At 37.4% G+C, this 25,848-nt stretch carries 21 protein-coding genes; 10 read left to right on the top strand and 11 right to left on the bottom strand.

Translation table 11 applies throughout. From position 1 onward, the window contains the following. Positions 1-7 precede the first annotated feature (7 nt). Both V0410_RS18920 and V0410_RS18925 read left to right on the top strand, forming a co-directional pair. Entirely contained in the window at positions 8-1,090 is a 1,083-nt protein-coding gene (locus V0410_RS18920) for a PorV/PorQ family protein (protein WP_330745232.1), read from the top strand. A 10-nt stretch (positions 1,091-1,100) separates the two neighbouring features. Continuing rightward, entirely contained in the window at positions 1,101-1,844 is a 744-nt protein-coding gene (locus V0410_RS18925) for a hypothetical protein (RefSeq protein WP_330745233.1), read from the top strand. 392 nt (positions 1,845-2,236) lie between these two features. Here V0410_RS18925 and uvrC read toward each other — a convergent pair whose 3' ends face one another. Next, complete coding sequence (gene uvrC / locus V0410_RS18930) at positions 2,237-4,030, bottom strand: excinuclease ABC subunit UvrC (protein WP_110011808.1); 1,794 nt, start codon at positions 4,028-4,030, stop codon at positions 2,237-2,239. 87 nt (positions 4,031-4,117) lie between these two features. Then, complete coding sequence (locus V0410_RS18935) at positions 4,118-4,879, bottom strand: hypothetical protein (protein ID WP_110011807.1); 762 nt, start codon at positions 4,877-4,879, stop codon at positions 4,118-4,120. 130 nt (positions 4,880-5,009) lie between these two features. On the opposite strand from V0410_RS18935, the gene hutH reads away from it, so the two are divergent. The 3 genes from hutH to V0410_RS18950 all read left to right on the top strand — a co-directional run bounded on the left by hutH (position 5,010) and on the right by V0410_RS18950 (position 8,649). After that, the gene (hutH, locus tag V0410_RS18940) at positions 5,010-6,497 is read left to right on the top strand and encodes a histidine ammonia-lyase (RefSeq protein WP_330745234.1); all 1,488 of its coding nucleotides are present in this window, start codon (positions 5,010-5,012) and stop codon (positions 6,495-6,497) included. Positions 6,498-6,629: 132 nt separating this feature from the next. Continuing rightward, on the top strand, positions 6,630-7,076 hold the full coding sequence (locus tag V0410_RS18945) for a GNAT family N-acetyltransferase (RefSeq protein WP_330745235.1): 447 nt from the start codon (positions 6,630-6,632) through the stop codon (positions 7,074-7,076). A gap of 91 nt (positions 7,077-7,167) precedes the next feature. Beyond that, the gene (locus V0410_RS18950) at positions 7,168-8,649 is read left to right on the top strand and encodes a S8 family peptidase (protein WP_330745236.1); all 1,482 of its coding nucleotides are present in this window, start codon (positions 7,168-7,170) and stop codon (positions 8,647-8,649) included. A 69-nt stretch (positions 8,650-8,718) separates the two neighbouring features. On the opposite strand, the gene ygiD is transcribed toward V0410_RS18950, so the two are convergent. Both ygiD and V0410_RS18960 read right to left on the bottom strand, forming a co-directional pair. Further along, positions 8,719-9,546 carry a 4,5-DOPA dioxygenase extradiol gene (gene ygiD / locus V0410_RS18955; RefSeq protein WP_330745237.1) on the bottom strand — a complete coding sequence of 276 codons (828 nt, stop codon included), beginning with the start codon at positions 9,544-9,546 and terminating at the stop codon, positions 8,719-8,721. An 80-nt stretch (positions 9,547-9,626) separates the two neighbouring features. Continuing rightward, positions 9,627-10,139 carry a YceI family protein gene (locus V0410_RS18960; RefSeq protein WP_330745238.1) on the bottom strand — a complete coding sequence of 171 codons (513 nt, stop codon included), beginning with the start codon at positions 10,137-10,139 and terminating at the stop codon, positions 9,627-9,629. A gap of 331 nt (positions 10,140-10,470) precedes the next feature. Between V0410_RS18960 and V0410_RS18965 the strand changes: the two genes are divergently transcribed. Further along, positions 10,471-12,609 carry a S9 family peptidase gene (locus V0410_RS18965; RefSeq protein ID WP_330745239.1) on the top strand — a complete coding sequence of 713 codons (2,139 nt, stop codon included), beginning with the start codon at positions 10,471-10,473 and terminating at the stop codon, positions 12,607-12,609. Between the two features lie 41 nt (positions 12,610-12,650). On the opposite strand, the gene V0410_RS18970 is transcribed toward V0410_RS18965, so the two are convergent. Then, a complete protein-coding gene (locus V0410_RS18970) occupies positions 12,651-13,025 on the bottom strand; it encodes a hypothetical protein (RefSeq protein ID WP_330745240.1) in 375 nt (124 codons plus the stop codon). A gap of 292 nt (positions 13,026-13,317) precedes the next feature. Between V0410_RS18970 and V0410_RS18975 the strand changes: the two genes are divergently transcribed. After that, positions 13,318-14,343, top strand: coding sequence for an LLM class flavin-dependent oxidoreductase (locus V0410_RS18975; RefSeq protein WP_330745241.1), 1,026 nt, complete (start codon positions 13,318-13,320; stop codon positions 14,341-14,343). A 73-nt stretch (positions 14,344-14,416) separates the two neighbouring features. Here V0410_RS18975 and V0410_RS18980 read toward each other — a convergent pair whose 3' ends face one another. The 3 genes from V0410_RS18980 to V0410_RS18990 form a co-directional block, all read right to left on the bottom strand. Beyond that, positions 14,417-17,452, bottom strand: a complete 3,036-nt coding sequence (locus V0410_RS18980; protein WP_330745242.1) for an SMC family ATPase — start codon at positions 17,450-17,452, stop codon at positions 14,417-14,419. Positions 17,453-17,455: 3 nt separating this feature from the next. Beyond that, complete coding sequence (locus V0410_RS18985; RefSeq protein ID WP_330745243.1) at positions 17,456-18,661, bottom strand: metallophosphoesterase family protein; 1,206 nt, start codon at positions 18,659-18,661, stop codon at positions 17,456-17,458. 145 nt (positions 18,662-18,806) lie between these two features. Beyond that, a complete protein-coding gene (locus V0410_RS18990; protein ID WP_171006328.1) occupies positions 18,807-18,959 on the bottom strand; it encodes a hypothetical protein in 153 nt (50 codons plus the stop codon). 121 nt (positions 18,960-19,080) lie between these two features. On the opposite strand from V0410_RS18990, the gene V0410_RS18995 reads away from it, so the two are divergent. Together V0410_RS18995 and V0410_RS19000 are read left to right on the top strand one after the other, a co-directional pair. Next, on the top strand, positions 19,081-19,329 hold the full coding sequence (locus tag V0410_RS18995) for a VF530 family DNA-binding protein (RefSeq protein ID WP_114820949.1): 249 nt from the start codon (positions 19,081-19,083) through the stop codon (positions 19,327-19,329). A gap of 146 nt (positions 19,330-19,475) precedes the next feature. Then, the gene (locus V0410_RS19000; protein ID WP_330745244.1) at positions 19,476-19,976 is read left to right on the top strand and encodes an FKBP-type peptidyl-prolyl cis-trans isomerase; all 501 of its coding nucleotides are present in this window, start codon (positions 19,476-19,478) and stop codon (positions 19,974-19,976) included. Positions 19,977-20,171: 195 nt separating this feature from the next. Here the strand turns inward: V0410_RS19000 and V0410_RS19005 are convergent, their stop codons facing one another. Together V0410_RS19005 and V0410_RS19010 are read right to left on the bottom strand one after the other, a co-directional pair. After that, complete coding sequence (locus V0410_RS19005) at positions 20,172-20,561, bottom strand: YchJ family protein (RefSeq protein WP_330745245.1); 390 nt, start codon at positions 20,559-20,561, stop codon at positions 20,172-20,174. Between the two features lie 240 nt (positions 20,562-20,801). Next, the gene (locus V0410_RS19010; RefSeq protein WP_330745246.1) at positions 20,802-22,943 is read right to left on the bottom strand and encodes a M3 family metallopeptidase; all 2,142 of its coding nucleotides are present in this window, start codon (positions 22,941-22,943) and stop codon (positions 20,802-20,804) included. A gap of 185 nt (positions 22,944-23,128) precedes the next feature. On the opposite strand from V0410_RS19010, the gene V0410_RS19015 reads away from it, so the two are divergent. Beyond that, complete coding sequence (locus V0410_RS19015) at positions 23,129-23,956, top strand: GIN domain-containing protein (RefSeq protein WP_330745247.1); 828 nt, start codon at positions 23,129-23,131, stop codon at positions 23,954-23,956. A gap of 1 nt (position 23,957) precedes the next feature. Here the strand turns inward: V0410_RS19015 and V0410_RS19020 are convergent, their stop codons facing one another. Further along, positions 23,958-25,847, bottom strand: a complete 1,890-nt coding sequence (locus tag V0410_RS19020) for a monovalent cation:proton antiporter-2 (CPA2) family protein (protein WP_330745248.1) — start codon at positions 25,845-25,847, stop codon at positions 23,958-23,960. Position 25,848 lies beyond the last annotated feature (1 nt).

Genomic DNA, 25,848 nt, shown 5'->3' on the forward strand with positions numbered 1-25,848 from the left:
AATTTATATGATGAAAAAATATTTTTTACTTGCATTTTCACTGTTGTTTGGGCTTTCTCAATCTCAGATTATTAGAAAATATTCCAATGAATTTTTAAATATCGGAGCCGGAGCAAGAGGACTTGCAATGGGAGGAGCGGTAATTACCAACCAGGATGATGTATATTCTCCTATGTGGAACCCTGCAGGTTTAATGGCTATCGAAAGAGACTGGCAGGGAGCAGCAATGCACGCAGAATACTTTGAATCTATTGCAAAATATGACTATCTGGCTTATGCAAAAGTACTCGAGGAAGGTGTTTTTGGGGTTTCCGTAGTAAGGCTGGGAGTAGATAATATTTTAAATACAACCCAGATGATTGATTCTGAAGGGAATATTGATTATGATAAAATCACAAAGTTCTCTCAATCGGATTATGCTGCTATTCTTTCTTATGCATTCAGACCAGGAGGAAATCCGAAATTAGACGTCGGGATCAATGCTAAGATTGTATATAGAAATGTGGGTAAATTTGCTAATGGTTATGGTTTTGGATTCGATGTTGGAGCGATTTATAAAGCAGATAACGGATGGAAGTTCGGGGGGATGGTAAGAGATATTACAACTACTGTCAACTTCTGGACGGTTAATCAGAAAGAACTTTCTACTGTTGTAAATGGGGAAGAATTTAACCCTGCTCCCAAAGATAAACTGGAACTTACAATGCCTAAACTGAATGTAGGGGCCAGTAAATTATTCGAAATCAACAGCAGCGTATATGTATTGCCGGAAGCAGGTATAAATGTGGATTTTGCGAAGACAGCATCGTTAATTTCTACAGACTTTGCCAGTATCAGTCCATATGCAGGAGCTGAGCTGGGATACCAGAAAATGATTTTTGTGAGATTGGGGATCAACAGATTCCAGTCTATTACAGATATAGAAGATCTTAAAAGAAAAGTTTCTTTCCAGCCAAGTGCAGGTGTCGGGATAAGATACAGAGGGCTTACACTGGATTATGCCATTACAAATTCAGGGATTGGCGGATCTAATTTCTATTCCAATTTCTTCTCCTTAAAACTGGATATGGGAGCATTTAGAAACGATTAAAATTATAAAAATGAAAAAGTTATCAATGTTGGTGTTGGCTGTTTGTTCAACAATGGCTTTCGCACAAAAGGTTTCAGATTACAAATATGTTGCAGTTCCTGAAAAACTTGAAACGTTTAACGAAGATTATGGTTTAAAAAACTTTTTCACCAAAGCTATGACCGGGAAAAAGTATATCATTCTTCCTGTAATTAAAGATAACTGGCCTTCAGAAGCTAAAAATAATTTCTGTAATGTGGTCACAGCTGATATTATTAATGATAAAAACCTGTTTAAAAATAAATTAATAGTACAATTTAAGGATTGTAATAATAACTTGGTTCTTGAGTCAAAGGGAAGCTCAAAGATTAAAGAATTTGAAGAGGGGCTACAGGATGCATTAAGAGAAGCATTGATTAAAGTCCCGGTTTCCAATCCTTCTGCACTATTACCGGCATCTAATAATAATGCTCAGCGTACATCTCCTGAAACTGTAACGCCGTCAGCATCTGCAGCAACTTCGGAAGCAAATAATTATTCAAACGGGAAACTTGATCTTCAGAAAATACAGATTGATTCTAATCAGTTTATTTTGGCAAAATCCGGAAGTTCCGTACCATTTGCTGTTTTCAAAACGACTTCTAAGAATTCTGTTTTCATAGTTAAACTAGCTGACGCAACTACTACAATAGGATATTTTGAAAATGGAAGCATTGTGATCGATATTCCCCAAGGCGATGGCAAATTTTCCAAAGAAGTTTTTATTGCAAAATAAATGAAAGTAACAAAATACATAAAAGGCTCTTAAAAAGAGCCTTTTATAATATATATGCTGATGTGTTTTTCATTCTTTTAGCATTTAGACAGAACCCTATAGCAATTGGGGTGGCAAGTAGCAAATGAAAATGCGAATAGATTTATAAAAAGAGGAGAATTTTCATAGTATTATTGTCATTAGTTGATAATACTAATTTATGGAAAAAATATAAATAATACTAATATTTAATAAAATATTTATTTGTTTGTATTTTTCGTTGATGAATTTTCTTTTTGTAATGGGTTTTGTTTGTTTTTGTCTCTTATTGAGGAAATAAGAAAATGTTATGAGTTTTGTATGAAAACGTCTGTTTGTCTGTGATAAATTATCTGCTGTACTGCATCAATTTATCAGTTAGCATTAAAAAATTCCCAAATCACTTTAGCTTTACTTTTCCCCAGAATTTCTTCAAGAGTTTCAAAATTGGCTTCTTTGATGCGTTTTACAGACTTCAGTTTAGACAAAAGCAATTCGATTGTTTTTTCTCCAACTCCAGGAATTTCTTCAAGTTCAGATTTTATCGTAGAATTTTTTCTTCTCGTTCTGTGATGTTTTACCCCAAACCGGTGGGCTTCATCACGAACACGCTGAAGGATTTTCAACGTTTCAGATTTTTTGTCCAGATATAAAGGAATAGGATCTTCCGGGAAGAATATTTCTTCCAGTCTCTTGGCGATTCCTACAATGGTAATTTTTCCATAAAGTCCCAATAACCTGAGACTTTTTACAGCAGAAGAAAGCTGTCCTTTTCCTCCATCTATCAGAATCAGCTGGGGAAGACTTTCTCCCTCATCAAGCATTCTTTTATAGCGGCGGTAGATTACTTCTTCCATCGTGGCAAAATCGTTAGGTCCTTCTACCGTTTTAGGATGGAAAATTCTGTAATCTGCTTTGCTAGGTTTTCCATCTTTAAAAACAACACATGCAGACACAGGATTGGTTCCCTGAATGTTTGAGTTATCAAAACCTTCAATATGTCTTGGTTCAACAGGCATTCTCAACAATTTCTGCATTTCTGCCATGATTCTGTTGGTATGTCTTTCAGGATCTACAATCTGAACCTGTTTCAGCTTTTCCAGACGGTATTCTTTAGCATTCTTTTCAGAAAGCTCCACAATTCTTTTTTTGTCTCCTACTTTAGGAACAATCAGTTTTACATTTGGGATTTCTACAGAAAGATGAAACGGTAGAAGAACTTCTTTAGAATCGGAAGAAAACTTCTGACGGATCTCAATCAAAGCTTCTTCCATAATATCTTCATCCGTTTCCTCAAGAATCTTTTTAATCTCGGTAGTAAAACTCTGGATGATATTTCCGTTTCTGATTTTAAAGAAATTGACATAAGCAGCGGTCTCATCACTGGTCATTCCGAAAACATCTACATCATCAATATTCGGATTTACAACGGTGTTTTTAGCCTGATAATCCTCTAGAATATCCAGTCTTTCCTTAATGATCTGAGCTTCTTCAAATTTAAGATTGGAAGCCAGCTTCATCATCTGATTCACCAGATAATCCTTTGCCTTACGGAAATCCCCTTTAATAATTCCGCGGATGGCATCTATTTTTTCATCATAATCTTCCTTGCTTTCAAGGTCTTCACAGGGCCCTTCACAGTTTTTGATATGGTATTCCAGGCAGACTTTATATTTGCCTTCCGCAATTTTGGATGGGGAAAGATTCAGATTACAGGTTCTAAGTTTATAGATGTGTTTGATAGTATCCAGCAATATTTTTGCAGGACGTACTTTTGCATACGGACCATAATATTCGGATCCGTCTTTAATCATATTTCTGGTCAGAAAAATTCTTGGAAAATCTTCATTTTTGATGCAGATCCATGGATAGGTCTTGTCATCCTTCAACATAACATTATAAAACGGCTGGTACTCTTTAATCAGATTATTTTCCAATAAAAGTGCATCATACTCGCTGTTTACAATCGTCGTTTCCAATCGCTGGATTTTGCTGACCATTATTTTGATCCTGTATCCTGAAAGGTTTTTATTGAAATAGGAGAGTACCCTCTTTTTCAGATTTTTAGCTTTTCCCACATACAAAAGCTGTTCGTTTTTATCATAATAACGATAAACGCCGGGTTCGGATGGTAAGGTTTTGAGCTGTAATTCTAAAGAAGGATTCATATAACAAAATTAAGCAAACTTTCCCTATTTAAAAAAAGAAAAAACCTGCAGATAATTCTGCAGGTTCCGGTATTTTGATAGTGTATCCTATCCGTGGTTCATTTCGGTATACTGATAGATGAGAAAGCTTAAATAATTCCACTCTACAGAATTTTTTGGATATTTTTTCATGAATTCAGGATTGTCACCAAATAAAAAGTCATAGTTGTCTTCAAAATCATCTTTGTGAAGCCACATTACTTTATTGCCTTTCTTTACATAATAGGATTTAATAACACCTCCGCCAAATGCAGGCGCACCAGCAAACCCGGTACTCACTGTTTCTGAAGCAAACGGATCATGATAAACCGTAATAAGCTCATTAAATTCAGGATTGATCACCTGCATTAAAAAAGCTCTGGGCTCTTTCTTGTTTTTTAAAGAAACAATCTGGTTTTCGTAAGGAATGGCATCGTCGGTGACAGATTTGCCGTACTTTTTTGTGCTGTAATTTCTCATGTTTGAAATAAACTTTGCCGCTTTCATCGACTTTTCAGTCTCTGTCGCATATAAATACATTTCAGCAATATCGGCTGCCTCAAATTTTATAGGCTTTCTGGTATCAACATCCTCAATGGTGATGGAAAGAATCTGTCCCCTCTGTTTTTCCCAGGATTTGCTGTAACCCTGATGTTCCGTATTATCCTTTAAAATAATGGTGGAAACTTTTTTATCTGTTGCGGTATTGAAACCTTCGTTAAACAGATAGCGGTTCATTTCTTTTCTTTCTTCTTTGGAGTATTTTACTTTCTGGGCGAAAGCAGCTGTGCTTGCTACACATAAAGCAAGGAGTAGAGTTTTCAGTCTCATGTATTATTGTTTTTAATTTTCGGGGCTAAAAGTAGTAAATTAATTCGCTTGTTTTATAAAAATATAGAAGATTGAAATTTAGCTTTTCCAATTATTGTTAAATGCGTAATTTTAAGGAAATTTTTTAGAAATGATATACGGGGTAGATGTTTTTACTTTCCATGATGTTCTGGAAATCTGTAAAAAGCCAAATAAAGCGAAGCTGAACAAAGCTGCAAAAGAACAAATTTTAAAATCTCAGAAAAACGTACAGAAAATAGTAGAGTCAGACAGATGCGTATATGGAATCAATACAGGATTCGGACCATTATGTGATACTAAAATTTCAGCGGATGAAACCGCTCAGTTACAATATAACCTGATCATTTCTCATGCGGTAGGTGTAGGAAAACCGATTGATAAAGAACTTTCCAAGATCATGATGATTGCTAAAGTACATGCTCTTTCTAAAGGATTTTCGGGAGTTTCCCTGGAGGTTATTGAAAGAATGATTCTGATGCTTGAGAAAGATATCATTCCTGTGGTTCCTGAACAGGGATCTGTAGGAGCTTCCGGAGACCTTGCTCCATTAGCGCATCTCGTATTGCCTTTACTTGGCTTAGGACAGGTTTGGGAAGGAGATCAGATTTCCGATACCATGGAAGTGTTGAAAAAGCATGACCTTGAACCACTGGCTTTAGGTCCGAAAGAAGGATTAGGGCTGATCAACGGAACACAGTTTATCCTTGCCCATGCCATCAAAGGACTTGAAAAATTTGAATACTTACTGGATCTGGCGGATATGACAGCAGCTATGAGTATTGAAACGTACAGAGGTTCTGCAAGCCCTTTCAAAAAAGAACTTCACGATATCAGACCGTTTGAAGGCAGTAAAAAAGTAGCGGCAAGAATACTTAAGTTCTTAAAGGGATCAGAAAACTTGAAAGCTCACGAAGACTGTGAAAGAGTGCAGGATCCTTATTCCATGAGATGTGTACCACAGGTTCACGGAGCCAGCAGAAATGCTTTTGAGCACCTTAGAGGAATGGCAGAAACAGAATTGAATTCCGTTACCGATAACCCGATTGTGCTAAGTGCCGAAGAATCTATTTCAGGAGGAAACTTCCACGGACAGCTGATGGCGCTGCCTTTAGATTATGCTACATTGGCCGCAGCAGAATTAGGGAATATTTCAGACAGAAGAAGTTATTTATTATTGGAAGGAAAATATGGACTTCCAAGATTATTAACGGAAAGCTCAGGGTTAAATTCCGGATTTATGATCCCTCAGTATACTTCAGCTGCCTTGGTTACAGAAAATAAAACATTATGTTTCCCTGCATCAGCAGACTCTATTCCTACAAGTTTAGGCCAGGAGGACCATGTTTCTATGGGAAGTATTTCAGGAAGAAAATTTAACCAGGTTCTGGGAAATCTTGTGAATATTCTGTCTGTTGAGCTGATGTTTGCTGCTCAGGGACTTGAATTCAGGAGACCTGCGAAATGCTCTAAAGTAATTGAAGAAAACTTTGCGATTCTTCGTTCTAAAGTTGCCAAGCTGGAAGATGACAGACTAATTGGTAAAGATATGCTGGCAATTGCTGAGTTAATTAACGAAAGAAAATTTGTTGTCAACTAACCTAAAATACACTAAAGCTTCCGGAAGGGAGCTTTTTTGTTTTCTAATAAATAATGGCTGGTTTAAACCTTATAGGTTTCAAAAACCTATAAGGTTTGATTCTATGCACATTCATCTTTTAATCAAATAAAAATGCACATACTCAGAACAGATTCTACTAATAAAGATTTTCAGAACCTTGTAAAACTCCTCGATGCCACCTTGTCTGAACATAATGGAGAAAATGATGACTTCTTTGCTCAGTTCAATACAATAGATACTATCAAAAACTGTATCGTAGTTTATATAGATGATATTCCTGCAGCTTGCGGAGCATTCAAAGCATTTTCAGAAGATACCGTAGAAATAAAAAGAATGTTTACCCATCCGGAATTCAGAAAAAAAGGATTAGGCTCTGCCATTGTAAAAGAACTTGAAAACTGGGCTGCAGAACTGAATTTTAAAAAAGCAGTCCTGGAAACCTCCCGGGATCTCAAAAATGCAATTTCAGTATATGAAAAAAGCGGGTTTAACAGAATACCTAATTATGGGCAATACATTGGAGTTGAGCAGAGTGTGTGTTATGAAAAAGCACTATAATTTAATATTCCTGTAATGCTAAATTTACTTTTTTAAAGTTTTTAATTCCTGTTAAAGTGTTATATTGTGGCTCCAACCAAAATTATAACATATGAAAAAAACTGTATTCCTACTGGCAATATTTTTTGCCCTAAACTCGTGTTCCAGAGAAGAACTGCAGAACGAAAATGTAAAAACTGAAATGGCTCAGAAAGATCCCCTCACTGCAAAACAGATCAACGAAAGGATCAATCAGGCTATAAAAACGGACGGAACTTTCAATTGGAAGAATGAGTCCGATCATTTTGTATGGAGTGCTGTCTTCCGTGGAAATAAAATGGTTTCGATCGGTTTCGGAGCTTCTAAGGACGATTTCGACAGAAGTAAATCTCCAAACAGCAGCGACATGGAAAAGGAAATCCTTTCTGTGATCAAAAAATATGAAGGGAAAGAGGAGAGAAATTTCCTTCTTCTTTCAGATCCGTATCTTAACCAGATGGATGTTGTGATTGAAAATGAAGAAACCATTACCGCTCTTCGACACATGAAAAACATCCGATATGTAGAACCTGCAGATTATCATTATTTTGAATTTGAAGCTCAATATAATGCAGCTGCAAAATCATCAGGAAGCGGTTCGTCAGGATGTGGATTTTCATCATCTGCATTAAGTACTGCAGACTATACTTCAACAACGCCAGGTGCAAAAATACCGTGGGCTTTCACCAGACACAGCATTCCTGAGGCCTGGAGCTACAGTACCGGAGCTGGTGTGACCATCGGACTTATTGATACCGGAGTTTCTCCTGAACAGACTTTATTGGGAGGAAGTTTTAATAATGGTGCTTCTTCAGGAAGAACAATCAGTAAATATGGAGTATATAATTCTGACGGATCAGGAGATCAATGCGGACACGGAACAAAAATGGCTTCCGTAATGGCCGCTCCGAGAAATAATGCAGGATTACCTGTAGGAGTAGCTTATAATGCCAATCTGATCGCTTACAGAGCTGCAGAAAATGTTGTTTTGGAAACTTCCAGCGAACAGACTGCTGTAAAGACCGCTTTCACAGAATTGGGCAACAATACCAATGTGAAGATCATTTCTATGTCGATGGGACACATCTTCTCCGTTGGAAAAATTGAAGACGGAGTGAAATATGCTTACTCAAAAGGAAAACTGATCTTCTGTGCCGGAGGTACTTCTACCAGTTTCACTAGTTTTGTCGGAGTAATTTTCCCTGCATCCATGCCGGAAACTCAGGCTATAACAGGAGTAAAAGAAAATACTTCCAATCAGAAGTGTGATGTATGCCACTCTGGAAGCCAGATTGACTTTACCTTCCAGATGGAGAGGTCTTCAGGAAATACCGTTCCGGTGCTGAGCTATTATAACGGCCAGGCAGATTATGTGGGTGGTTCTTCTGTGGCAACAGCAGCAACAGCGGGAATTGCGGCACTCGTTTGGGCTAAAAATCCATCATGGACGAGAGATCAGGTTCTTACTAAAATGAGACAGGCTTCAACCTACTATCCAAATGTTAATTCAAGCTACGGCTATGGAAATATCAATGTTTTAAAAGCTGTACAATAAAATAATAACCCTATAAAAAAAGGAAATATCTCAGCTGAGGTATTTCCTTTTTGTTTTTATATAGAAGGTTTATCCGATCCTTACACTTGTCATGCTCAATGATCCGCCGATAAGCTCATCATTGAATAAATTAAGCTGTTCAGACTGATCTTTTAATCCTAAAGTATACAATAAAGGAAGATAATGATCGGGAGTTGGAACAGCATATTGTAAGAAAGTTCCCTGTTTCTGATAATCGATGATATTCTGAAAATTGCCATCCAGAAGCCAGTTGTTGGTTTTTTCACGGGCTTCCACTGCCCAGTCCCAGCCGGCTCCTACTGTATTGATGTTTTTCCAGTCGATAAGACGAAGGTTATGAACAATATTTCCGCTTCCGATAATCAGGATACCCTTTTCACGAAGTTTGTTCAGTCTTTTTGCCAGGTCATAATGATACTGAGGAGGTTTGGTATAATCAATACTCAGCTGGATCACCGGAATATCTGCATCAGGATACATATGTTTGATCACAGACCATGCCCCATGATCAAGTCCCCAGCTATGATCTTCTTCCACATCTACAGGAAGAAGTAACTCTGCAGTTTCTCTTGCCAGTTCGGGATTTCCCGGAGCAGGGTACTGCACATCAAAAAGGGCTTTTGGAAAACCGTAAAAATCATGAATGGTTTTCGGCATATCCATAGCCGTTACAAAAGTTCCGTCCGTATACCAGTGGGCAGAAATACAAAGAATTGCATTGGGCTTTGGAATTTCTGAGGCTGCTTTGCGGAAACCCTGTACAAATTGATTCTCTTCAATGGCATTCATTGGTGAACCATGTCCAAGAAATAAAACAGGCATTCTCTGTGTGCTTTTAAAACCGTCGCTTATGTTTTGAAGATCGTTGAGGTTCATAAATATTGAAGATTATAAAAAAATAAAAGGTTCAAGGCTTTTAGAAAAATCCCTGAACCTTTTAAAATATATGTTATTAACTATGCTTGCTTTACAAACTGTAATTCACCAGCTACTTTTACATCATCGCTTACCATTACACCTCCTGCTTCAAGAGCGGCATTCCAGTTTAATCCAAAATCTTTTCTGCTGATTTTTCCTTCAAAAGAGAAACCTGCTTTTGTATTTCCCCATGGGTCTACATTGATTCCTCCAAAGTCTACATCAAGTGTTACAGGTTTTGTAATTCCGTTGATGGTAAGATTACCTACAACAGTATTGTTTAATGTCTGTGATTCAAAAGTGATGGTAGGATGTACTTCAGCATTGAAGAACTCCGCTGACTTTAAGTGATTGTCTCTGTCTGTATTGTTGGTGAATACAGAATCCGTCTGAATCGTAGCAGTAGTTTTAGCGTTTGCGAAAAACTCATCTTCAGACTCAATTTCAGCAGTGAAAGTTCTGAAGCTTCCTTTTACGTTAGAGATCATCATGTGTTTTACTTTGAAAGTAATTTCACTATGCGTAGGGTCTAAAATCCATTTTGTTGCCATTGTATTTCGTATTTTTTGTTTGTTATTAATAATGCAAATTTAGGACAGCGTACCTATACAAGTCATTGATATAGGATAAGAAATGAGTTTTTTTGTCAATCGTCAATTTTGCTTCGCAAATGAATGGTGAATTGATTCCAGCATCCAAATGACAAGTGCAGCGGATTGACAGTTCACAATTGACTTATTCTAATCTCCTTTAAAAAATTCTACTCTTAAGTTAAGGAATATTTCCTTTGAATGCATGAATTCCATTTTATGAATGTTTTAATTTAACATTTCTTAACGAATGATTTTTATTTCTTATTTTTGGAGGATTCAATTTTATACAATGAAATTACATAAATTTTCTTTATTGATGCTGGTTTTAGGCAGTTCGGCATTTGCCCAGACCCAGAAGTTTACCATGGCGGAGGCTGTAAATGGGATGAGAACCAACCTTGCTGTGAAAAATATCTCTCAGTTTTCATGGGCTGCTGACGGAAAATCTTATATCCAGGCGGTGAAAGGCGGTTATCTGATCACAGATTTGAAGACCAACAAACAGGATACCCTGATCTCCTTGAGTCAGCTGAACAGAAACCTTTCCGCTGATAAGCTTAAAGCTGTTCCCGCAATCAAATTTATAGGGAATTCTAAAGGATACTTTACTACAGAAGGTAAAATGTCGTGGATTGAAAAATCAGGAAACGACTGGAAAGTAAAAAGTACAGCTGCAATTGATCAGAATGCTGCCAACGTAAAAATGTTTAATGATGGTCAGACTTTTGCTTTCACAGCAAAGAATAATTTATTTGTCAACAGAAACGGGAAAACCATTGCTGTAACCAACGAGACCAATGAGAATATTATCAGCGGACAGGCTGTTCACAGAAATGAATTCGGAATTGATACCGGAATTTTTCCTGCTCCGAATTCTGAGAGTGTAGCTTTCTATAAAATGGATCAGAGCATGGTGGCAGATTACCCGATCATCGATTGGTCTGTAACACCTGCTGTAAACCACAATATCAAATATCCGATGGCAGGTCAGACTTCTCATCAGGTGACATTAGGCGTTTTCAACCTTAAAACCCAATCTACCACTTTCTTAAAAGTGGAGGGCGAAAAAGACCAGTATCTGACAGCGGTTACATGGAGCCCGGATTCAAAATATATCTTTGTAGGGGTTCTAAACAGAGGCCAGAATCATATGAAAATGAATCAGTATGATGCTGTTACAGGAGAATTGGTAAAAACATTATTTGAAGAAACAGACAGCAAATATGTGGAGCCGCAGCACCCGCTTACTTTCTTCCCGAATTCTAATACGGACTTTATCTGGCAGAGCCAGAGAACTGGATACAACCACCTGTTCCACTACAGCCTTGAAAAAGGACTGGTAGCTCAAATTACAAAAGGGGATTGGCTGGTAACAGATATTTTAGGATTTAATGAAAAGAAAAAGGAAATTTATTTCGCCTCAACAAAAGAAACTCCTTTAGAAAGACATTTGTATAAAATTAACTGGACCAACTTTAAGATGCAAAGGCTGGACAGTGGAGAAGGGATGCACATAGGGACGTTAAGCAGCGATGGGAATTATCTGTATGACGCTTACAGTAATGCGAATTCACCGAGAGTTGCCAACATTATCAATACAGCGAATTTAAAAACGACCAATATCCTTACTTCTGAGAATCCATTAAAGAATTATCAGAGACCGGAAATTAAAAATGTAGAGTTAAAGGCAGATGACGGAACTCCTTTGTATGGAAAGATCATCCTTCCAACCAACTTTGATCCGAACAAAAAATATCCGACTATTGTTTATCTGTACAACGGACCGCACTTACAGCTGATTACCAACAGCTTCCCGGCCTCAGGAAACCTTTGGTATGAATATATGGCTCAGAACGGATACATTATCTTTACAATGGACGGAAGAGGTTCTTCTAACCGTGGAATGAAGTTTGAGCAGGCGGTATTCAGAAATCTGGGAACGACAGAAATGAACGATCAGATGAAAGGTGTAGAGTACTTAAAGTCTCTTCCATATGTAGACGGAAACAAAATGGGAATTCACGGATGGAGCTTCGGAGGATTTATGACAACAAGTTTTATGCTTCGTAAGCCGGATGTATTCAAAGTGGGTGTAGCAGGAGGACCTGTAATCGACTGGAGCATGTACGAGATCATGTACGGAGAAAGATATATGGATACTCCGCAGGAAAATCCACAAGGTTATGCGGCTGCAAATCTATTGGATAAAGTTCAGAACCTGAAAGGAAAATTACTGATGATTCACGGTGCACAGGATGACGTAGTCGTATGGCAGCATTCTATTAAATTCATCAAATCTGCTGTTGATAACGGAGTTCAGCTGGACTACTTTACTTATCCGGGACATCCGCATAATGTGATCGGGAAAGACAGAGTTCACCTGATGCAGAAAATCACGGATTATTTTGATCAGAATCTTAAGAAATAAAAAAAACCAGCCAAAGGCTGGTTTTTTCGTTATTAATTCTCTTAGATTTTCTTATATGTCAGTGACATGTTGTTTCCATTGTTAACAAATGAAATGGTTCTTTTATTCTGATCAAAATAATCCACTTTTAAACGAGTTGTATTTTTTCCAACGGTTATGTTAAGAATCTGTTCATTATTGTCCTTCGTTAGTTCCCATTTACCTTTGTTGGTACTTTTTCCAACTGTAGATTCAAAACCAAAATCTTGACTGAACGTCTGAAATATCTGGTCACTGCCAAAAACGGATTTTATATCTTGCGGCTGGTTATTAATTACAGTTTCTACAAGTTGCCATTTTCCTACTAATTCTTTTGCTGTTTGAGCTTTAAATATACCTGCTAAAGAAAGGCATACCATTACAATGTACTTTTTCATTATTTGAATTTTTAATTACATGACAAATGTACAAATAAATTCCATGTATTTTGTTGTTAAATTACTGATAATGAATAATTTAAATGATTAAAATTGATTAGTATGAATTAATTTTAAATGTTTTAAAAAAGATGAAATTATTTTTTTAAAAACATTATATTTTGTTGATTAATTATATTGTTGTCCAGAGTTTCTTTTACCACACCTTATAGAATCTTATGGATGGATCTTAACAAACATCAATGTTTTTGGTTTTCCATAGTGGTAACTTTGTATCACTAAAATCAACAATATGGAATTAGGAATAGGAATGTTCGGAGATCTGGCTTTAGACCAGTCAACCGGAAAATATAGAGATGCAGGAATTAAGATCCGTGAAATACTGGATCAGGTAAAATTGATGGATGAGGTAGGAATTGATGTTTTTGCTATGGGAGAACATCACCGTCCGGATTATGCTGTTTCCTCTCCGGAGATTGTTTTGGCAGCAGCAGCAAGCATTACAAAAAATATAAAACTGGCCAGCGGCGTTACTGTTTTGAGCTCCTCGGAGCCGGTAAAAGTATATGAGGATTTTTCAACATTGGATCTTATTTCAGACGGAAGAGCAGAGATATTTGTGGGACGTGGAAGTTTCATCGAGTCATTTCCTTTGTATGGCTATTCACTGAATGATTATGAGCAGTTATTTGACGAAAAATTAGAATTATTATTAAAAATCAATGCTGAGGAAAACGTAAGCTGGTCTGGAAAACTTCGTGCACCGATGCAGAATCAAACGGTATACCCAAGAGCAAAAAATGACGGAAAACTTTCCATCTGGAGAGCCGTTGGAGGAACTCCGCAGTCTGTTTTGAGTGCAGCACAGCTTGGAATGCCTTTAGTGGTAGCTATTATTGGAGGAATGCCTGTCCAATTCAGAAATCTGATCGAGTTTTATAAACAGGAATACCAAAAAGCGGGACATGATGTTTCAAAGATGCAGATCGCAATCCATTCGCATACTTTTGTAAGTGATGATCAAAAAGTAGTAGATGGTTATTTCCATAATTATAAATCTCAGATGGACAGAATTGGAGCTTCCAGAGGTTGGGCACCTTACACAAAAGCACAGTATGATGGCGGAAGAAGTAAAGACGGTGCATTATTTATCGGAAGTCCCGCAGAAGTAGCAGATAAGATTGCTTATATGAAAGAGATTTTCGGAATTACAAGGTTTATCGGACACATGGATGTAGGAGATCCTGCTCATGATGTGATGATGAAATCCATAGAATTGTTTGGTAATGAAGTGAAACCTGTTATAAAAGGACTGTAACAGGGAAGTTGTGAGGTGTGAAAGCCACGAAAGATTTGTTTCTTTTGTGGCTTTTGTTGTTTTAAATATAGTATTAAACAATCTCAATCAGACTTCCTCTTTCTTCGTCTTTAATAATGTTGAGCGCTGTTGGAATTTTCTCTTTCAGCTCTTCCACGTGCGAAATAATTCCTACAATCCTGTTTTCTTTCATCAGATTGGTGAGCGTTTCAAATACGATATTCACAGATTCCGTATCCTGAGTTCCGAAACCTTCATCAATAAAGAAGAAATTTTTATCGGCCTGCGCATTGGCCTGAACACTTTCTGCAAGAGCCAGAGCCAGACTTAACGATACCTGAAATGCCTGCCCTCCGGAAAGCGTTTTTACACTTCTGCTTTTTCCTTCGTTGAGGTAATCGATGATTTCAAAATCGTTATTTTCATTCAGCTGAAGACTCAACTGGTTTCTCGTCATACGGTGAAAACGTACATTGGCATGATCACAAAGCTGTCTCAGATAAATAGATGAAACATATTGTACAAAGCCTGCTCCTTTAAACAGGTTCATCATGATTTTTAAATTTTCGGAACGTTTCTGAAGTTTTGCCAGTTCTTTCAGAAGTTCCTCTTTTTTTACAAATTCCTTTTCCAGACGGTCTATTTCAGCCGTTTTTGTGACTACAGAATCACTAATCTGCTTTTGTTCGGTTTGTGCTTCGGTGAACTGCTGTTCAGCGATAGAAAACTGTTCGTTATTGAACGAAAGTCCTTTTAGTTTTAACTCCAGCTCTCCGATGAATTTCTTTAAAGCTTCGAATTCAATCCTGAAATTCTGAACTCTGGCTCTCAACAGCTGAACATTAATCTCCTGAAGTAAAATATGCTCAACGTCTTTAAATTCTGTGAAATTTTGATCAGCCAATGCTTTGACAACAGCCTCTTCATTCCCTGAAATTTCCTTCTCCAGCTCTGTAATCTGCTTTTCAGATTGGCTTACAATAGCCTTTTGCTCTGCCAGTTTCGGAGAAAGAATTTTTTCCTGTTCTACAGTTTTCAGGTAATTTTCTTCAATCTCTTTATTAGAATAAGCAAGCTTCTGATACGATTCTTCAATTTCTTTTATTTCCTTTTGAGCATACAGATCCCATTCGAGAATTTTAAGACCGGAACGGCTGATATTAATTTGCTCCTGCTTCGAAACTTCTTCCAGACGGAAAGCTTCCAGAGCACTTTTATATTTTTCCAGTGTTTTGGATTCTCTGTCAAAATTTTCCCTTGCTAAAGCGATATTCCGTTCCGTTTCTTCAATCTTTTTTTCCAGCGTAAACGAGTCTGAGCGTTTTTTCTCAAATTCCTCTTCCTGGTTGGAAGCAAATTGTTTCCAGGTGAAATTCAGCAGATGATTTTCAATATCCTTCTGAATCTGCAGCAGTATCTTTTGTTCCGAAAGAAGCTGTTCCTCAAAGATCTTTTTACGGTCCAGAATCTTGTCAATTTCAGCCTCCTGCTTTTGAAGTCCTGTTCCTTCCTGTTCAAGCGATGCTATTTTCTCCTGAATTTCCTGTAGTTCAGTATTTACATCATGAAATTCCACAATATGCGGATGTTCTTTAGAACCACAGAGCGGGCAGTTTTCTCCGTCATGAAGTTCACTGGCAAAACGGGAAAGTTCTTTTTGTATTTTGAGATGATCCAGTTTATGGGAAAGTTCCTTTTTTTGAGTCTCTAAGGTTTCTTTTCTGATTCTGAAATCTTCTTTATAATTTTTGGTATAAACAAAAGGCTTTAATTCTTCTGTAATTTCTCCGATCTGCTTTTGATGTTTCCCGATCTTTTCAGCTTGTTCCTGAAGCGATTTTTTTAAATTCTTTTGTTGAATAAACCAGTTGCCCACTTCAGAAAGCAGGGCAGAATCCAGTTTTTGTTCTTTTAAGGTTTTAATTTGTGCGGAAAGCTCATCAATAGTCTTTTGAATTTTCTCTTTATTAAGATTTACTTCTTTTACTTTTTCAGAACCTTTCCGGGTTCTTTCATTCAGGATCTTAATTTCTTCAGAAAATTTCAGGATCTGAATGATAAGGTTCAAATCATTTTCCTGAATTCTGGATTGCTCTAAGGCTTTAAACTGTGGTTCAAGGACCATGAGCTGTTCTTTTACAGTATTAAAAACCTTTTCAGTTTCCTGCCAGTCTTTGATTTGTTGTTCCTTTTCGTTTCGTTTTGAAGCAATTTCTTTTGAGAGTTTATTTTTCTCAATAATCAAAGGGTTGAAAATTCTGAAAGTCCTGTCGTATAATTCTGCCTGTATTTCCAGAGCATCCATCTGAGGCTTTTCTTCAGAGAGTTTACCGAACTTTTCTTTATTCTGCTGTAAACTGTCAAAGTCACTTTTCAGGTTTTTCAGCTGTTGATAGGTCTGGGAAACCTTTTCCAGTTTTTCATTGGATTCGGAGAGTTTTTTTTGTTCCTCTGCAAGCAGCTCTTTCTGAATCCGGATTTTCTCTTCATTGATTTCTTCGAAACCTTTTAACTGTCCTTCCAGCTGATCCAGTTCAGATCTGTTTTTTACATTGAGTGCAGAAACATTGTTCTGAAGGTCAAATTTCTGAAGGTTAAAAATTTCCTTCATCATGTTCGTTCTTTCTGCAGCACCCAATTCAAGGAATTCTTTGAACTGTCCCTGCGGAATAATGATGGTTCTTTTGAAGTTGGAATAGCTTAACCCAATAATAGCTTCTGCATTCGAGTGATCCAAAGGAATCCATTTGCCATTGATGTTTTCATAAAAAGTAACAGCATTAGGTTTTACCTCTTCGAACTTTTTTGAATTTCTCTTAAAATCACGGGAAGCACGGAACAGTTTATTCTCATAATTGATAAAATCAAATTCAATATATGAACTGTTTGATTTTAAATTCATCATGTTATAAGCCCTTTTATCACGCATATTCAGACGTTCCGTTTCACCATATAAAGCAAACGAAATGGCCTCAAGAACTGATGATTTTCCGGAACCCACAGCCCCGAAAATCCCAAACAGACCCGCCTCAGTGAGATTTCTGAAATCAATGGTCTGGCGTTTCCGGTACGAGTAAAGTCCTTCGATAGTTAATTGAACAGGGATCATGGCTTATGCATTTAAAATTTCGTTAAACAAATTCATCAGTTCTTCATTGGCTTCCTGCCCGCCGTTTTTGGATTTAAAATAATCCTTGAATAAAATATCAATATCCTGACTTAAATTGATCTGCTGGTTTTGATTTTCTGCCAATTCCAGATTTTTTATTTTGGGGATAAGGTGTACAATTCCGTTGTGAGACTGGTAGATTAATCTTCTTTCGTCTGCCGTTAAAAAAGTCTCACTTTCCAGCGTAAGTTCAATAAATGTATTGGGATTTTCACCCAGCCACTGAACAGCATCATCAATGGCGGTAAATGTTTTTCGGACTAAAGCTCTCCCGCTTTTCAAAAGTTTCTTCTCGTAGGAAACTGTTTTTCCAGGTTCTGCGTCAATAATGGAAACATACTTCGCCTGTCCCACTTCACTGAAACTGTAGCACAGAGGAGAGGATGAATAAATCACAGGTTTTTCCTTCGTTCCTACATTCTGAAAACCATGAAGGTGACCGAGTGCGGTATACTGAACCTGCTCAGGAATACTGTCCGAAAAAATCAGATCTGCATTTCCTATCTTAATTGGTTTTTCTCCTTCCGGTTCCTCGAGAATTGCCGCACCTCTTTTATTCATGTATAAATGAGCTGTCAGAAGATTGACTCCGGTATCATCACAGAACTGATCCGCAAGATTTTTCCATTCCTGTGCAAGAACTTTGTTAATTTCTTCTTCTTTATTTTCACCAAAGTATTCCTTTAACCGGATTTCATTTGCAAAAGGTGTGTGAAGAATTCTTACCGGAAAGTTGATCCTATCAATTTTCAGTTCTATAAAACCTTCTTTCGAGTTGATGATACTAAAATGTTCCGTACCGAAAGGCACAATTTCCGCTTTGGGATGGCCGATTAAAATAATTCCGCACTCTCTTGCCAGAGGATCGGGAGCATTGATTAAGCTGGGCGAATCATGATTACCGGAAATAGCAATTACAGGACGTTTTCCGTTCAGGGATAAACGTTTTAATGTTTTATAAAAAAGTTCAGCAGCCTCTACACTGGGATTAAAATTATCGAAAAGATCACCGGCAATTAAAACCATATCAACGTTTTGTTCATCAGCCATCTGAACAATTTCATTCATCACCAAAACCTGTTCTTCAAGTCTTGAAAAACGGTCGAGGCGTTTACCCAAATGCCAGTCGGCAGTGTGGAGGATTTTCATAATGTAAATTTGAGAATTAAAAAGAGTATTTGCAGCGTAATTTTCAAGTTGTTTCGCAGAGAATTATTTTGATGTTATTACAATGTAAAGATAGAGAATACTCAATTTAAAAAAATGAGGTTTCCCTTACTTCGGATCAAGACAATTATAGCTTATTGTCAGCTTCTCTTGCTTTGAAATCTTCCCGGATTTGTTTTAACCTTGCTTTTCTTTCAGCTTCTGCATTTTGGATTTTACGTTTTTTCTGATCAATTTTCTTTTTATTTTTCTTCCTGTTCGCTTCGTTGTTTTTGCTCATGTTTTGTAACGGATAATTTTTATTGGTAAGGAATAGCTTCTTCAAAAATAAGAAACAAAAAGGGAAGAAGAGGTGTAGATTTCCATATAAACTTATAATCAGTTAATTTTGCAAAAAAAAGATGGAACAGCAGTCCAAAGATCCTTTACACGGAAAAAGACTTGATGCTATCCTGGAAGAACTGGTAGAATATTATCAAGGTTTTGAAAGGCTGGGCGAACAGATCAATATAAAATGTTTTACAGATAACCCCAGCATAAGTTCTTCCCTGAAATTTCTACGGAAAACACCATGGGCAAGAACAAAAGTCGAGAGCCTGTATCTCTTTATGCTAAGACAAAAAAAGAGAGACGAAAGTAGAAAAAAATAAAGGCTGTAAAAAGAAGATCTCCATTTCTTTATGCCTTTCATAGCTTCCTTCTTCCAACCTCCAGCCTCCAGGCTCACTGAATCATTTCAAAAAGAGTATATTTGTATGATTAATCGTGAAAGAAAATCACGAAAAAAAGAAAAAATATGACAATCGAAAACAATCACGTTGTAGCTGTAAAGTATATACTTCATACGATCGAACCAGATGGAAGTAAGATTCTTGTAGAAGAAACGACAACAGAAAATCCACTTACATTTTTGTATGGTGTGGGAATGATGATTCCAAAATTTGAACAAAATATCTTAGGTTTAAAAGCTGGAGATAAAGCGGCTTTCGTAATTCAGCCTGAAGAAGCTTACGGTGAAAGACAGCCTGATGCTATTGCACAGTTACCAGTGGAAATGTTCAAGGAATCCGGACTTCCACCAGTAGGAGCTATTCTTCCTTTATCAGACAATCAGGGGAATAATTTCCAGGCTTTTGTAGTAGAAATTACTCCGGAAGTTGTAGTAGCAGACCTTAACCACCCAATGGCGGGTAAAGTTTTAGATTTCCAGGTGGAAGTTTTAAACACTCGTCCGGCAACTGAAGAAGAGTTGGCACATGGTCATGCTCACGGAATTGACGGAAACGAAGCTCACTAAAAAAATAAATGCCCGATTTTTTCGGACATGTTTCAGATAAGAAAATGAGCCACAGATAATCCTGTGGCTCATTTTTATTGATAAGGTTATAACAGGTATTGATTGCTTGGCATTCCCCTGTGGAGGGGCGGCGAAAATTCAAAGAATTTTTGACGGGGTGGTTCTATACGCAAAGCATCACTCCATTATATTTTCTCAATCCGTTTCCTCATCCAAAAACTCCCCGGAAACATAATACCAGCGTTTGTGCATCTTCTGAAAAACAGAAAACTCATGATGAACTTGCGGATGCCCGTCCTGATCGGTATAATAAGCCTTAAATTCCACATGATTTAAAGCCGGAGTACGGATGATTTCCAGTTTTGTCCATTGGTTGATTTCTCCCCATTCCTGAAGATCTTTCTTATTGTGGTATTTTCTTTTTCCCGGAAGGGTAGTCTCCATCAGGTATTCACCATTCGGAATGGCAAAAGCGGAGAATCTTGAACGCATCAGAGCTTCAGCGGTAGGAGCATGTTTTTCTCCGGAATGATAAGGCTTGCAGCATTCTTCGTATGATTTTCCTGAACAGCATGGACAGTTCATATATTGTATTTTAAATTTTGAATGCAAAAGTAATCAATATCAATAGAAACGACTTCTGCCTATTTGAATTTATAATGGAATTAATATGTTGAATTGTTATATATTCAATAGAAACGGGCTTTAGCCCGTTCAAAATAAATAAACAAAAATCCACCGGCTTTAGCCGAAACATAGAAAATTTTATTTATCACAGATAGGTATATAAAAGAAGCACTCTGATTAAAGAATGCTTCCCTTGATTTATTTAATAAACCCTCTGTTTCTCAATAAAGGTTTGATATCCGGATCGTGTCCTGTAAAGTCTCTGAATGCCTGGTTCAGATCAACAGAATTTCCTACGGACAGAATATACTTTCTGAAACGGTCACCGTTTTCTCTGGTTAATCCTCCGTTTTTACTGATCCATTCCCATGCATCGTTATCCAATGTTTCAGACCATAAATACGCATAGTATCCTGCAGAATATCCACCTCCCCAGATGTGGGCGAAATAAGGCGTGTGATATCTTGGCGGAACTGTTGCCAGATTAAATCCATGGCTGGCTAAAGACTGCTTTTCAAATTCTAAAACAGGAATAAACTGATTTTCATTGCTTACCGTATGCCAATCCATATCAAGTTCAGCAGCCGAAACCAATTCTGTAGTCATATAACCCTGATTGAATGTAGCTGCCTTTTTGATTTTATCTACCAAAGCCTGCGGAATAGGCTGTTTTGTTTCATAATGTACAGCATAATTCTTCAGAACAACCGGATCTAAAGCCCAGTGCTCATTAATCTGAGATGGGAATTCCACGAAGTCTCTCGGTACATTCGTTCCTGAAAGCGAAGGATATTTCTGGCTGGCAAACATTCCGTGAATAGAGTGACCAAATTCATGGAAGATAGTTGAAACATCATCATAACTGATTAATGAAGGTTTCCCCGGAGCCGGTTTCTGGTAATTGTAACAGTTCACGATTACAGGTTTTGTTCCTAATAAATAAGATTGTTCTACAAAATTACTCATCCATGCACCACCGTTTTTAGAATCCCTAGTATAGAAATCCAGATAGTAAATGGCAATAGATTTTCCATCATGATCGAAAACTTCATACGTTACTACATCCGGATGATAAACCGGAAGGTCTGTTCTCTTTTTGAAAGTCAGTCCGTAGAATTTTTCAGCAGCGAAGAAAACTCCTTTTTCAAGCACGGTTGTGATTTCAAAATACGGTTTTATTTCACTTTCATCAAGGTCAAATTTTGCTTTTCTTACCTGTTCAGCATAGAAATTCCAGTCCCACGGTTCTACTTTGAAGCCTCCTTTCTGCTGATCAATAAGATCCTGAATATCTTTTGCTTCACGTCTTGCCGTTTCTACTGCCGGAGTAGCAATCTGGTTCATAAGTTTTGTTGCTGCTTCAGGGGTTTTTGCCATTTGATCCTGAAGTTTCCATTCAGCAAAGTTTTTCTTGCCTAAAATCTGTGCTTTCTTCAATCTTAGTTTAGCAAGCTGCTCTATCGTTGATCTTGTATCATTACCATCTCCTTTCTCAGCTCTTGTCCATGAAGCTTTAAATAGCTTTTCTCTGGTTGCTCTGTTTTTTAAATTTTGTAAAAGAGGCTGCTGTGTTGTATTCTGTAAAGCCAGAAGATATTTTCCGGGTTGTCCTGCAGTTTTGGCATCAGCTGCAGCAGCTGCAATTTCATCAGCAGAAAGTCCTTCCAGTTCTTTCGCATCAGAGAAAAATACGCCTCCCTGCTTTCTTGCTTCCAGTAATTTGTTGGCATATTGAGTAGAAAGAGAAGCCAGTTCCTGATTGAGCTGCTTTAATTTTTCTTTATCCGCTGCGGAAAGGTTAGCTCCTGCAATTTCAAAATTCTGCTTATAATATTGTAAAAGTCTTTTGCTTTCAGAATCCAGACCATCTTCTTTGACGGATTGTATTCTTTTGAAAAGATTTTCATTCAGGTACAGTTTGTCAGAATGGGCAGCAAAAATAGGGGCATATTCTTCATCCAGAGCCTGTAAAGTAGGGTTTGTGTTCGCGCTGGTAAGATTTGAAAACACAATTTGTGCTCTTCTCAGTACTTCACCACTTTTTTCCAATGCAACGATGGTATTTTCAAAAGTAGGGGCAGCCGGATTGTTGGCAATTTTTATAATTTCAGCTTCATGTTGCTTTAAACCATAATTAAAAGCTGGTTTGAAGTGTTCGTTTTTGATTTTGTCAAACTCCGGAGCTTCGTATTGAAGCTTACTCTTCTTCATAAAAGGATTGGAAGCTAAAGAGGGGTCAGGTGCAGGTAGCTCCTGTTGAATATCGGTCTGTTTCATTGTAGTACAAGATTGATTGAACGCCAAGGCAGAAATTAATAATACCGATGAAATATTCTTCATAAATATAGTTGTTATTAAAGCATAAAGATATTAAAAACTTGTATCATAGAACATATTTCGGCGGATGTATTTCTTTAAGCCCTTTGTGGTATTTACAGTATTTTCAAATGTAATGTAATATTTTTTATAAATTAGTTGTTATTTAAATAAAGAAATTAATAAAAAAATTAACAAAAGGAATAAGCATGAAAACAAGTACTTTATTTATTTTTTCAGCCTTAGTGGCTTTAGCCTCATGTAATGATAAACATGAGAACAGAAACAGAGACCGTGAAGGAGACAAAAGTAATTGGGTAGAGAAAGTAGTGAGCAAAGAAAGCGGCCCGATACAGCATAAGGAATTTAATGGTGATTTTGATGAAATTCAGGTTTCACAGGCCATTGAAGCAGAAATTATAAAATCTGAGACTGAGAAGGTTGAAATCTCAGCCCCTCAAAGTATCATTGATGAAATTCTGGTGGATAATGATGGCGGGAAACTGCACATTCATTATAAGCCGGGGATCAGAGTGATGAATATCAGTAAAGTGACAGCGAAGGTTTATGCAAAAGACTTTAAAAAACTCCTTGCCGATTCAGCAGCAAGAATTATTGTAAAAGATAAATTTACCCAGGAGAAAACAGATATTGAAGCATCAAGTGCAGGAAGTATTTCCGGAGACCTTGAAGCTAATGATATGGATATCAATGTAAGCAGCAGCAGTAGTTTCGATGGGAAAATATGGGCAGTAAACCTTGATATTGAATCTTCATCAGGATCAACTCTTGATCTTTCCGGTAAAGCAAAAAAAGTAGACGTGAGTGCTTCTTCAGGGAGCAGCGTTTCTGCTAAAGGAGTTATCGCTGATGATGTAGAAGCAGATGCTTCCAGTGGGGCAAGTATTCATATAAGTGCTGTTTCCAGTGTAAATGCCGGGGCATCATCTGGTGGAAGTGTGGATATCTCGAAAAAAGGAGAGCTTAAGAGCGTGATAAAAGACGAAAGCAGCGGTGGAAGCGTAAACATCCAATAAATTAATCCTGGGTTTCTTCCTCATCTTCTTCATCTGCGGATGAGGAACCTTCCCAGTTTTTATTTTCAAAATTAAGATTATCATAAGCTAATAATTCCTCCTCACGCTGGAGGATTTCTTTTGTGGTAAAAAGCGTAATATCTTCATTATTCTCCTTCATTTTTGCCAGCTTCCGGATTGACGCTTTGTCAATTGCCATAAATCTTTGCCCAAGACGTCTTGCTGCGTATTTTCTCATTCCCGTTTCATGAAGTACGTCCACAGCCATATCCACTGCAGTTCCTAATGTTTCACGGTAAATATGATTGACTCCGCTGTTCAGATAATCATAAGCATCAATCCTGTTTTTTGCCCTTACAAAAATTTTCACATTGGGATAATGTTCACGGACAAGTTCTGCAATAAACTTATTATCATCCGGATCATCCAGACATAAAACGAGAATTTCAGCATCTTCAATTCCTGCCGCTCTTAAAATAGGAATCCTCGTTGCGTCACCATAATATACTTTAAAACCATAACTTCTAAGCAGTTTCACACGATCAGAATCCCGGTCCAAAACGGTAGCTGATATTTTATTGGCTTTTAAAAGACGTCCCACCGTACTTCCAAAATGCCCGAAACCTACAATAATAATTTTCTTTTGAGCAACATCGCTGTCGAGAATATTATAATCATGTTCTTCCTCTGGAATTTCTTTAATGAATTTCGGAGTTATAAATTTATCATTAATGATAAGCAGTATAGGAGTGATACACATGGTAATTGCCGTAACAGCCATCATCTGTGCATTCATCTCCGGCCCTAAAAGATAAAGATCCGATGCATAATTAAGCAGTACAAATGCAAATTCTCCTACCTGAGAAAGGGCAAAGGCATAGAAGAGACTTTGGGGAGTATCTATCCTGAAAAATTTTCCAATGGTGTATAAAACCACGAATTTTACAGCCAGCACGGCAAAAACAGTACTGAAGATAAATAAGGGATCTTGCTGGATAATATTAAAATTAATGGTAGAGCCTACACTCACAAAGAAAACAGCTAAAAGCAAGCCTTTGAACGGGTCAATTTGTGCTTCCAGCTCATGACGGAATTCACTGTTGGCAAGCATTACCCCTGCCAGGAAAGCTCCTAATGCCGGAGAAAGACCAATCACAACCATCAGCTCCGAAACTCCAATAACCAGAAATAACGAAGAAGCAGTCAATAGTTCTGACATTCCTGATTTTGAAACATAGCGCAGAAATGGAACAAATACATATCTGCCGAGTAAAATCAATAATGCTACCCCGAAAATAACCGTTCCGGCCTGAAGCCATTCTGGGAGTTTTTGAATCAGAATCTGAATTTCATTGTCATGATGTTTGGCCTTATAATTAGCCAGAATAGGTAATATTGCCAAAATAGGAATTACTGAAATATCCTGAAACAGAAGCGTGGAAAATGAAGCTTCTCCGGCGGTGGTTTTGAGATTATTTTTTTCCTGTAAAGTCTGCAGAACAATAGCGGTAGAAGACAGCGCAAAACACATGGCAATAGCAATCGCTTTGTCTACTCTCCAGCCTACGCATGTGAATACCAGGAAAAGCAGAAGAATGGTAAGGGCCATCTGAGAAAGTCCAAGACCCATTATTTTCTTTCGCATTTCCCAGAACTTCCGGGGCTCCAATTCCAGACCTACCAAAAACAAAAGCATGATCACTCCAAACTCGCTGGCATGCATAATGTCATTGACATTGTTTCCTGTAAGTTTAAGGACGTAAGGACCTATGATAATTCCTCCTAAAATATAACCGATGACAGAACTCAACCCTAATTTCCTGGCTAATGGAACCATAATAATGGCTACACCGAGGAAAATTAATGTGTTCATCGCTAAGCTGGATTCCATA

Source organism: Chryseobacterium sp. CP-77, assembly GCF_036362765.1.
GTDB classification, from domain to species: Bacteria; Bacteroidota; Bacteroidia; order Flavobacteriales; family Weeksellaceae; genus Chryseobacterium; species Chryseobacterium cupriresistens.

Bases quoted from the DNA above. Each gene is read 5' to 3' on its own strand.
- uvrC (WP_110011808.1), bottom strand. From the start codon at position 4,030: ATGAATCCTTCTTTAGAATTACAGCTCAAAACCTTACCATCCGAACCC.
- V0410_RS18980 (WP_330745242.1), bottom strand. From the start codon at position 17,452: ATGATCCCTGTTCAATTAACTATCGAAGGACTTTACTCGTACCGGAAA.
- V0410_RS18920 (WP_330745232.1), top strand. From the start codon at position 8: ATGATGAAAAAATATTTTTTACTTGCATTTTCACTGTTGTTTGGGCTT.
- V0410_RS18925 (WP_330745233.1), top strand. From the start codon at position 1,101: ATGAAAAAGTTATCAATGTTGGTGTTGGCTGTTTGTTCAACAATGGCT.
- V0410_RS18960 (WP_330745238.1), bottom strand. From the start codon at position 10,139: ATGGCAACAAAATGGATTTTAGACCCTACGCATAGTGAAATTACTTTC.
- V0410_RS18950 (WP_330745236.1), top strand. From the start codon at position 7,168: ATGAAAAAAACTGTATTCCTACTGGCAATATTTTTTGCCCTAAACTCG.
- V0410_RS18970 (WP_330745240.1), bottom strand. From the start codon at position 13,025: ATGAAAAAGTACATTGTAATGGTATGCCTTTCTTTAGCAGGTATATTT.
- V0410_RS19000 (WP_330745244.1), top strand. From the start codon at position 19,476: ATGACAATCGAAAACAATCACGTTGTAGCTGTAAAGTATATACTTCAT.
- V0410_RS18975 (WP_330745241.1), top strand. From the start codon at position 13,318: ATGGAATTAGGAATAGGAATGTTCGGAGATCTGGCTTTAGACCAGTCA.
- V0410_RS19010 (WP_330745246.1), bottom strand. From the start codon at position 22,943: ATGAAGAATATTTCATCGGTATTATTAATTTCTGCCTTGGCGTTCAAT.
- ygiD (WP_330745237.1), bottom strand. From the start codon at position 9,546: ATGAACCTCAACGATCTTCAAAACATAAGCGACGGTTTTAAAAGCACA.
- V0410_RS19020 (WP_330745248.1), bottom strand. From the start codon at position 25,847: ATGGAATCCAGCTTAGCGATGAACACATTAATTTTCCTCGGTGTAGCC.
- V0410_RS18990 (WP_171006328.1), bottom strand. From the start codon at position 18,959: ATGAGCAAAAACAACGAAGCGAACAGGAAGAAAAATAAAAAGAAAATT.
- hutH (WP_330745234.1), top strand. From the start codon at position 5,010: ATGATATACGGGGTAGATGTTTTTACTTTCCATGATGTTCTGGAAATC.
- V0410_RS18965 (WP_330745239.1), top strand. From the start codon at position 10,471: ATGAAATTACATAAATTTTCTTTATTGATGCTGGTTTTAGGCAGTTCG.
- V0410_RS19005 (WP_330745245.1), bottom strand. From the start codon at position 20,561: ATGAACTGTCCATGCTGTTCAGGAAAATCATACGAAGAATGCTGCAAG.
- V0410_RS18935 (WP_110011807.1), bottom strand. From the start codon at position 4,879: ATGAGACTGAAAACTCTACTCCTTGCTTTATGTGTAGCAAGCACAGCT.
- V0410_RS18995 (WP_114820949.1), top strand. From the start codon at position 19,081: ATGGAACAGCAGTCCAAAGATCCTTTACACGGAAAAAGACTTGATGCT.
- V0410_RS19015 (WP_330745247.1), top strand. From the start codon at position 23,129: ATGAAAACAAGTACTTTATTTATTTTTTCAGCCTTAGTGGCTTTAGCC.
- V0410_RS18985 (WP_330745243.1), bottom strand. From the start codon at position 18,661: ATGAAAATCCTCCACACTGCCGACTGGCATTTGGGTAAACGCCTCGAC.
- V0410_RS18945 (WP_330745235.1), top strand. From the start codon at position 6,630: ATGCACATACTCAGAACAGATTCTACTAATAAAGATTTTCAGAACCTT.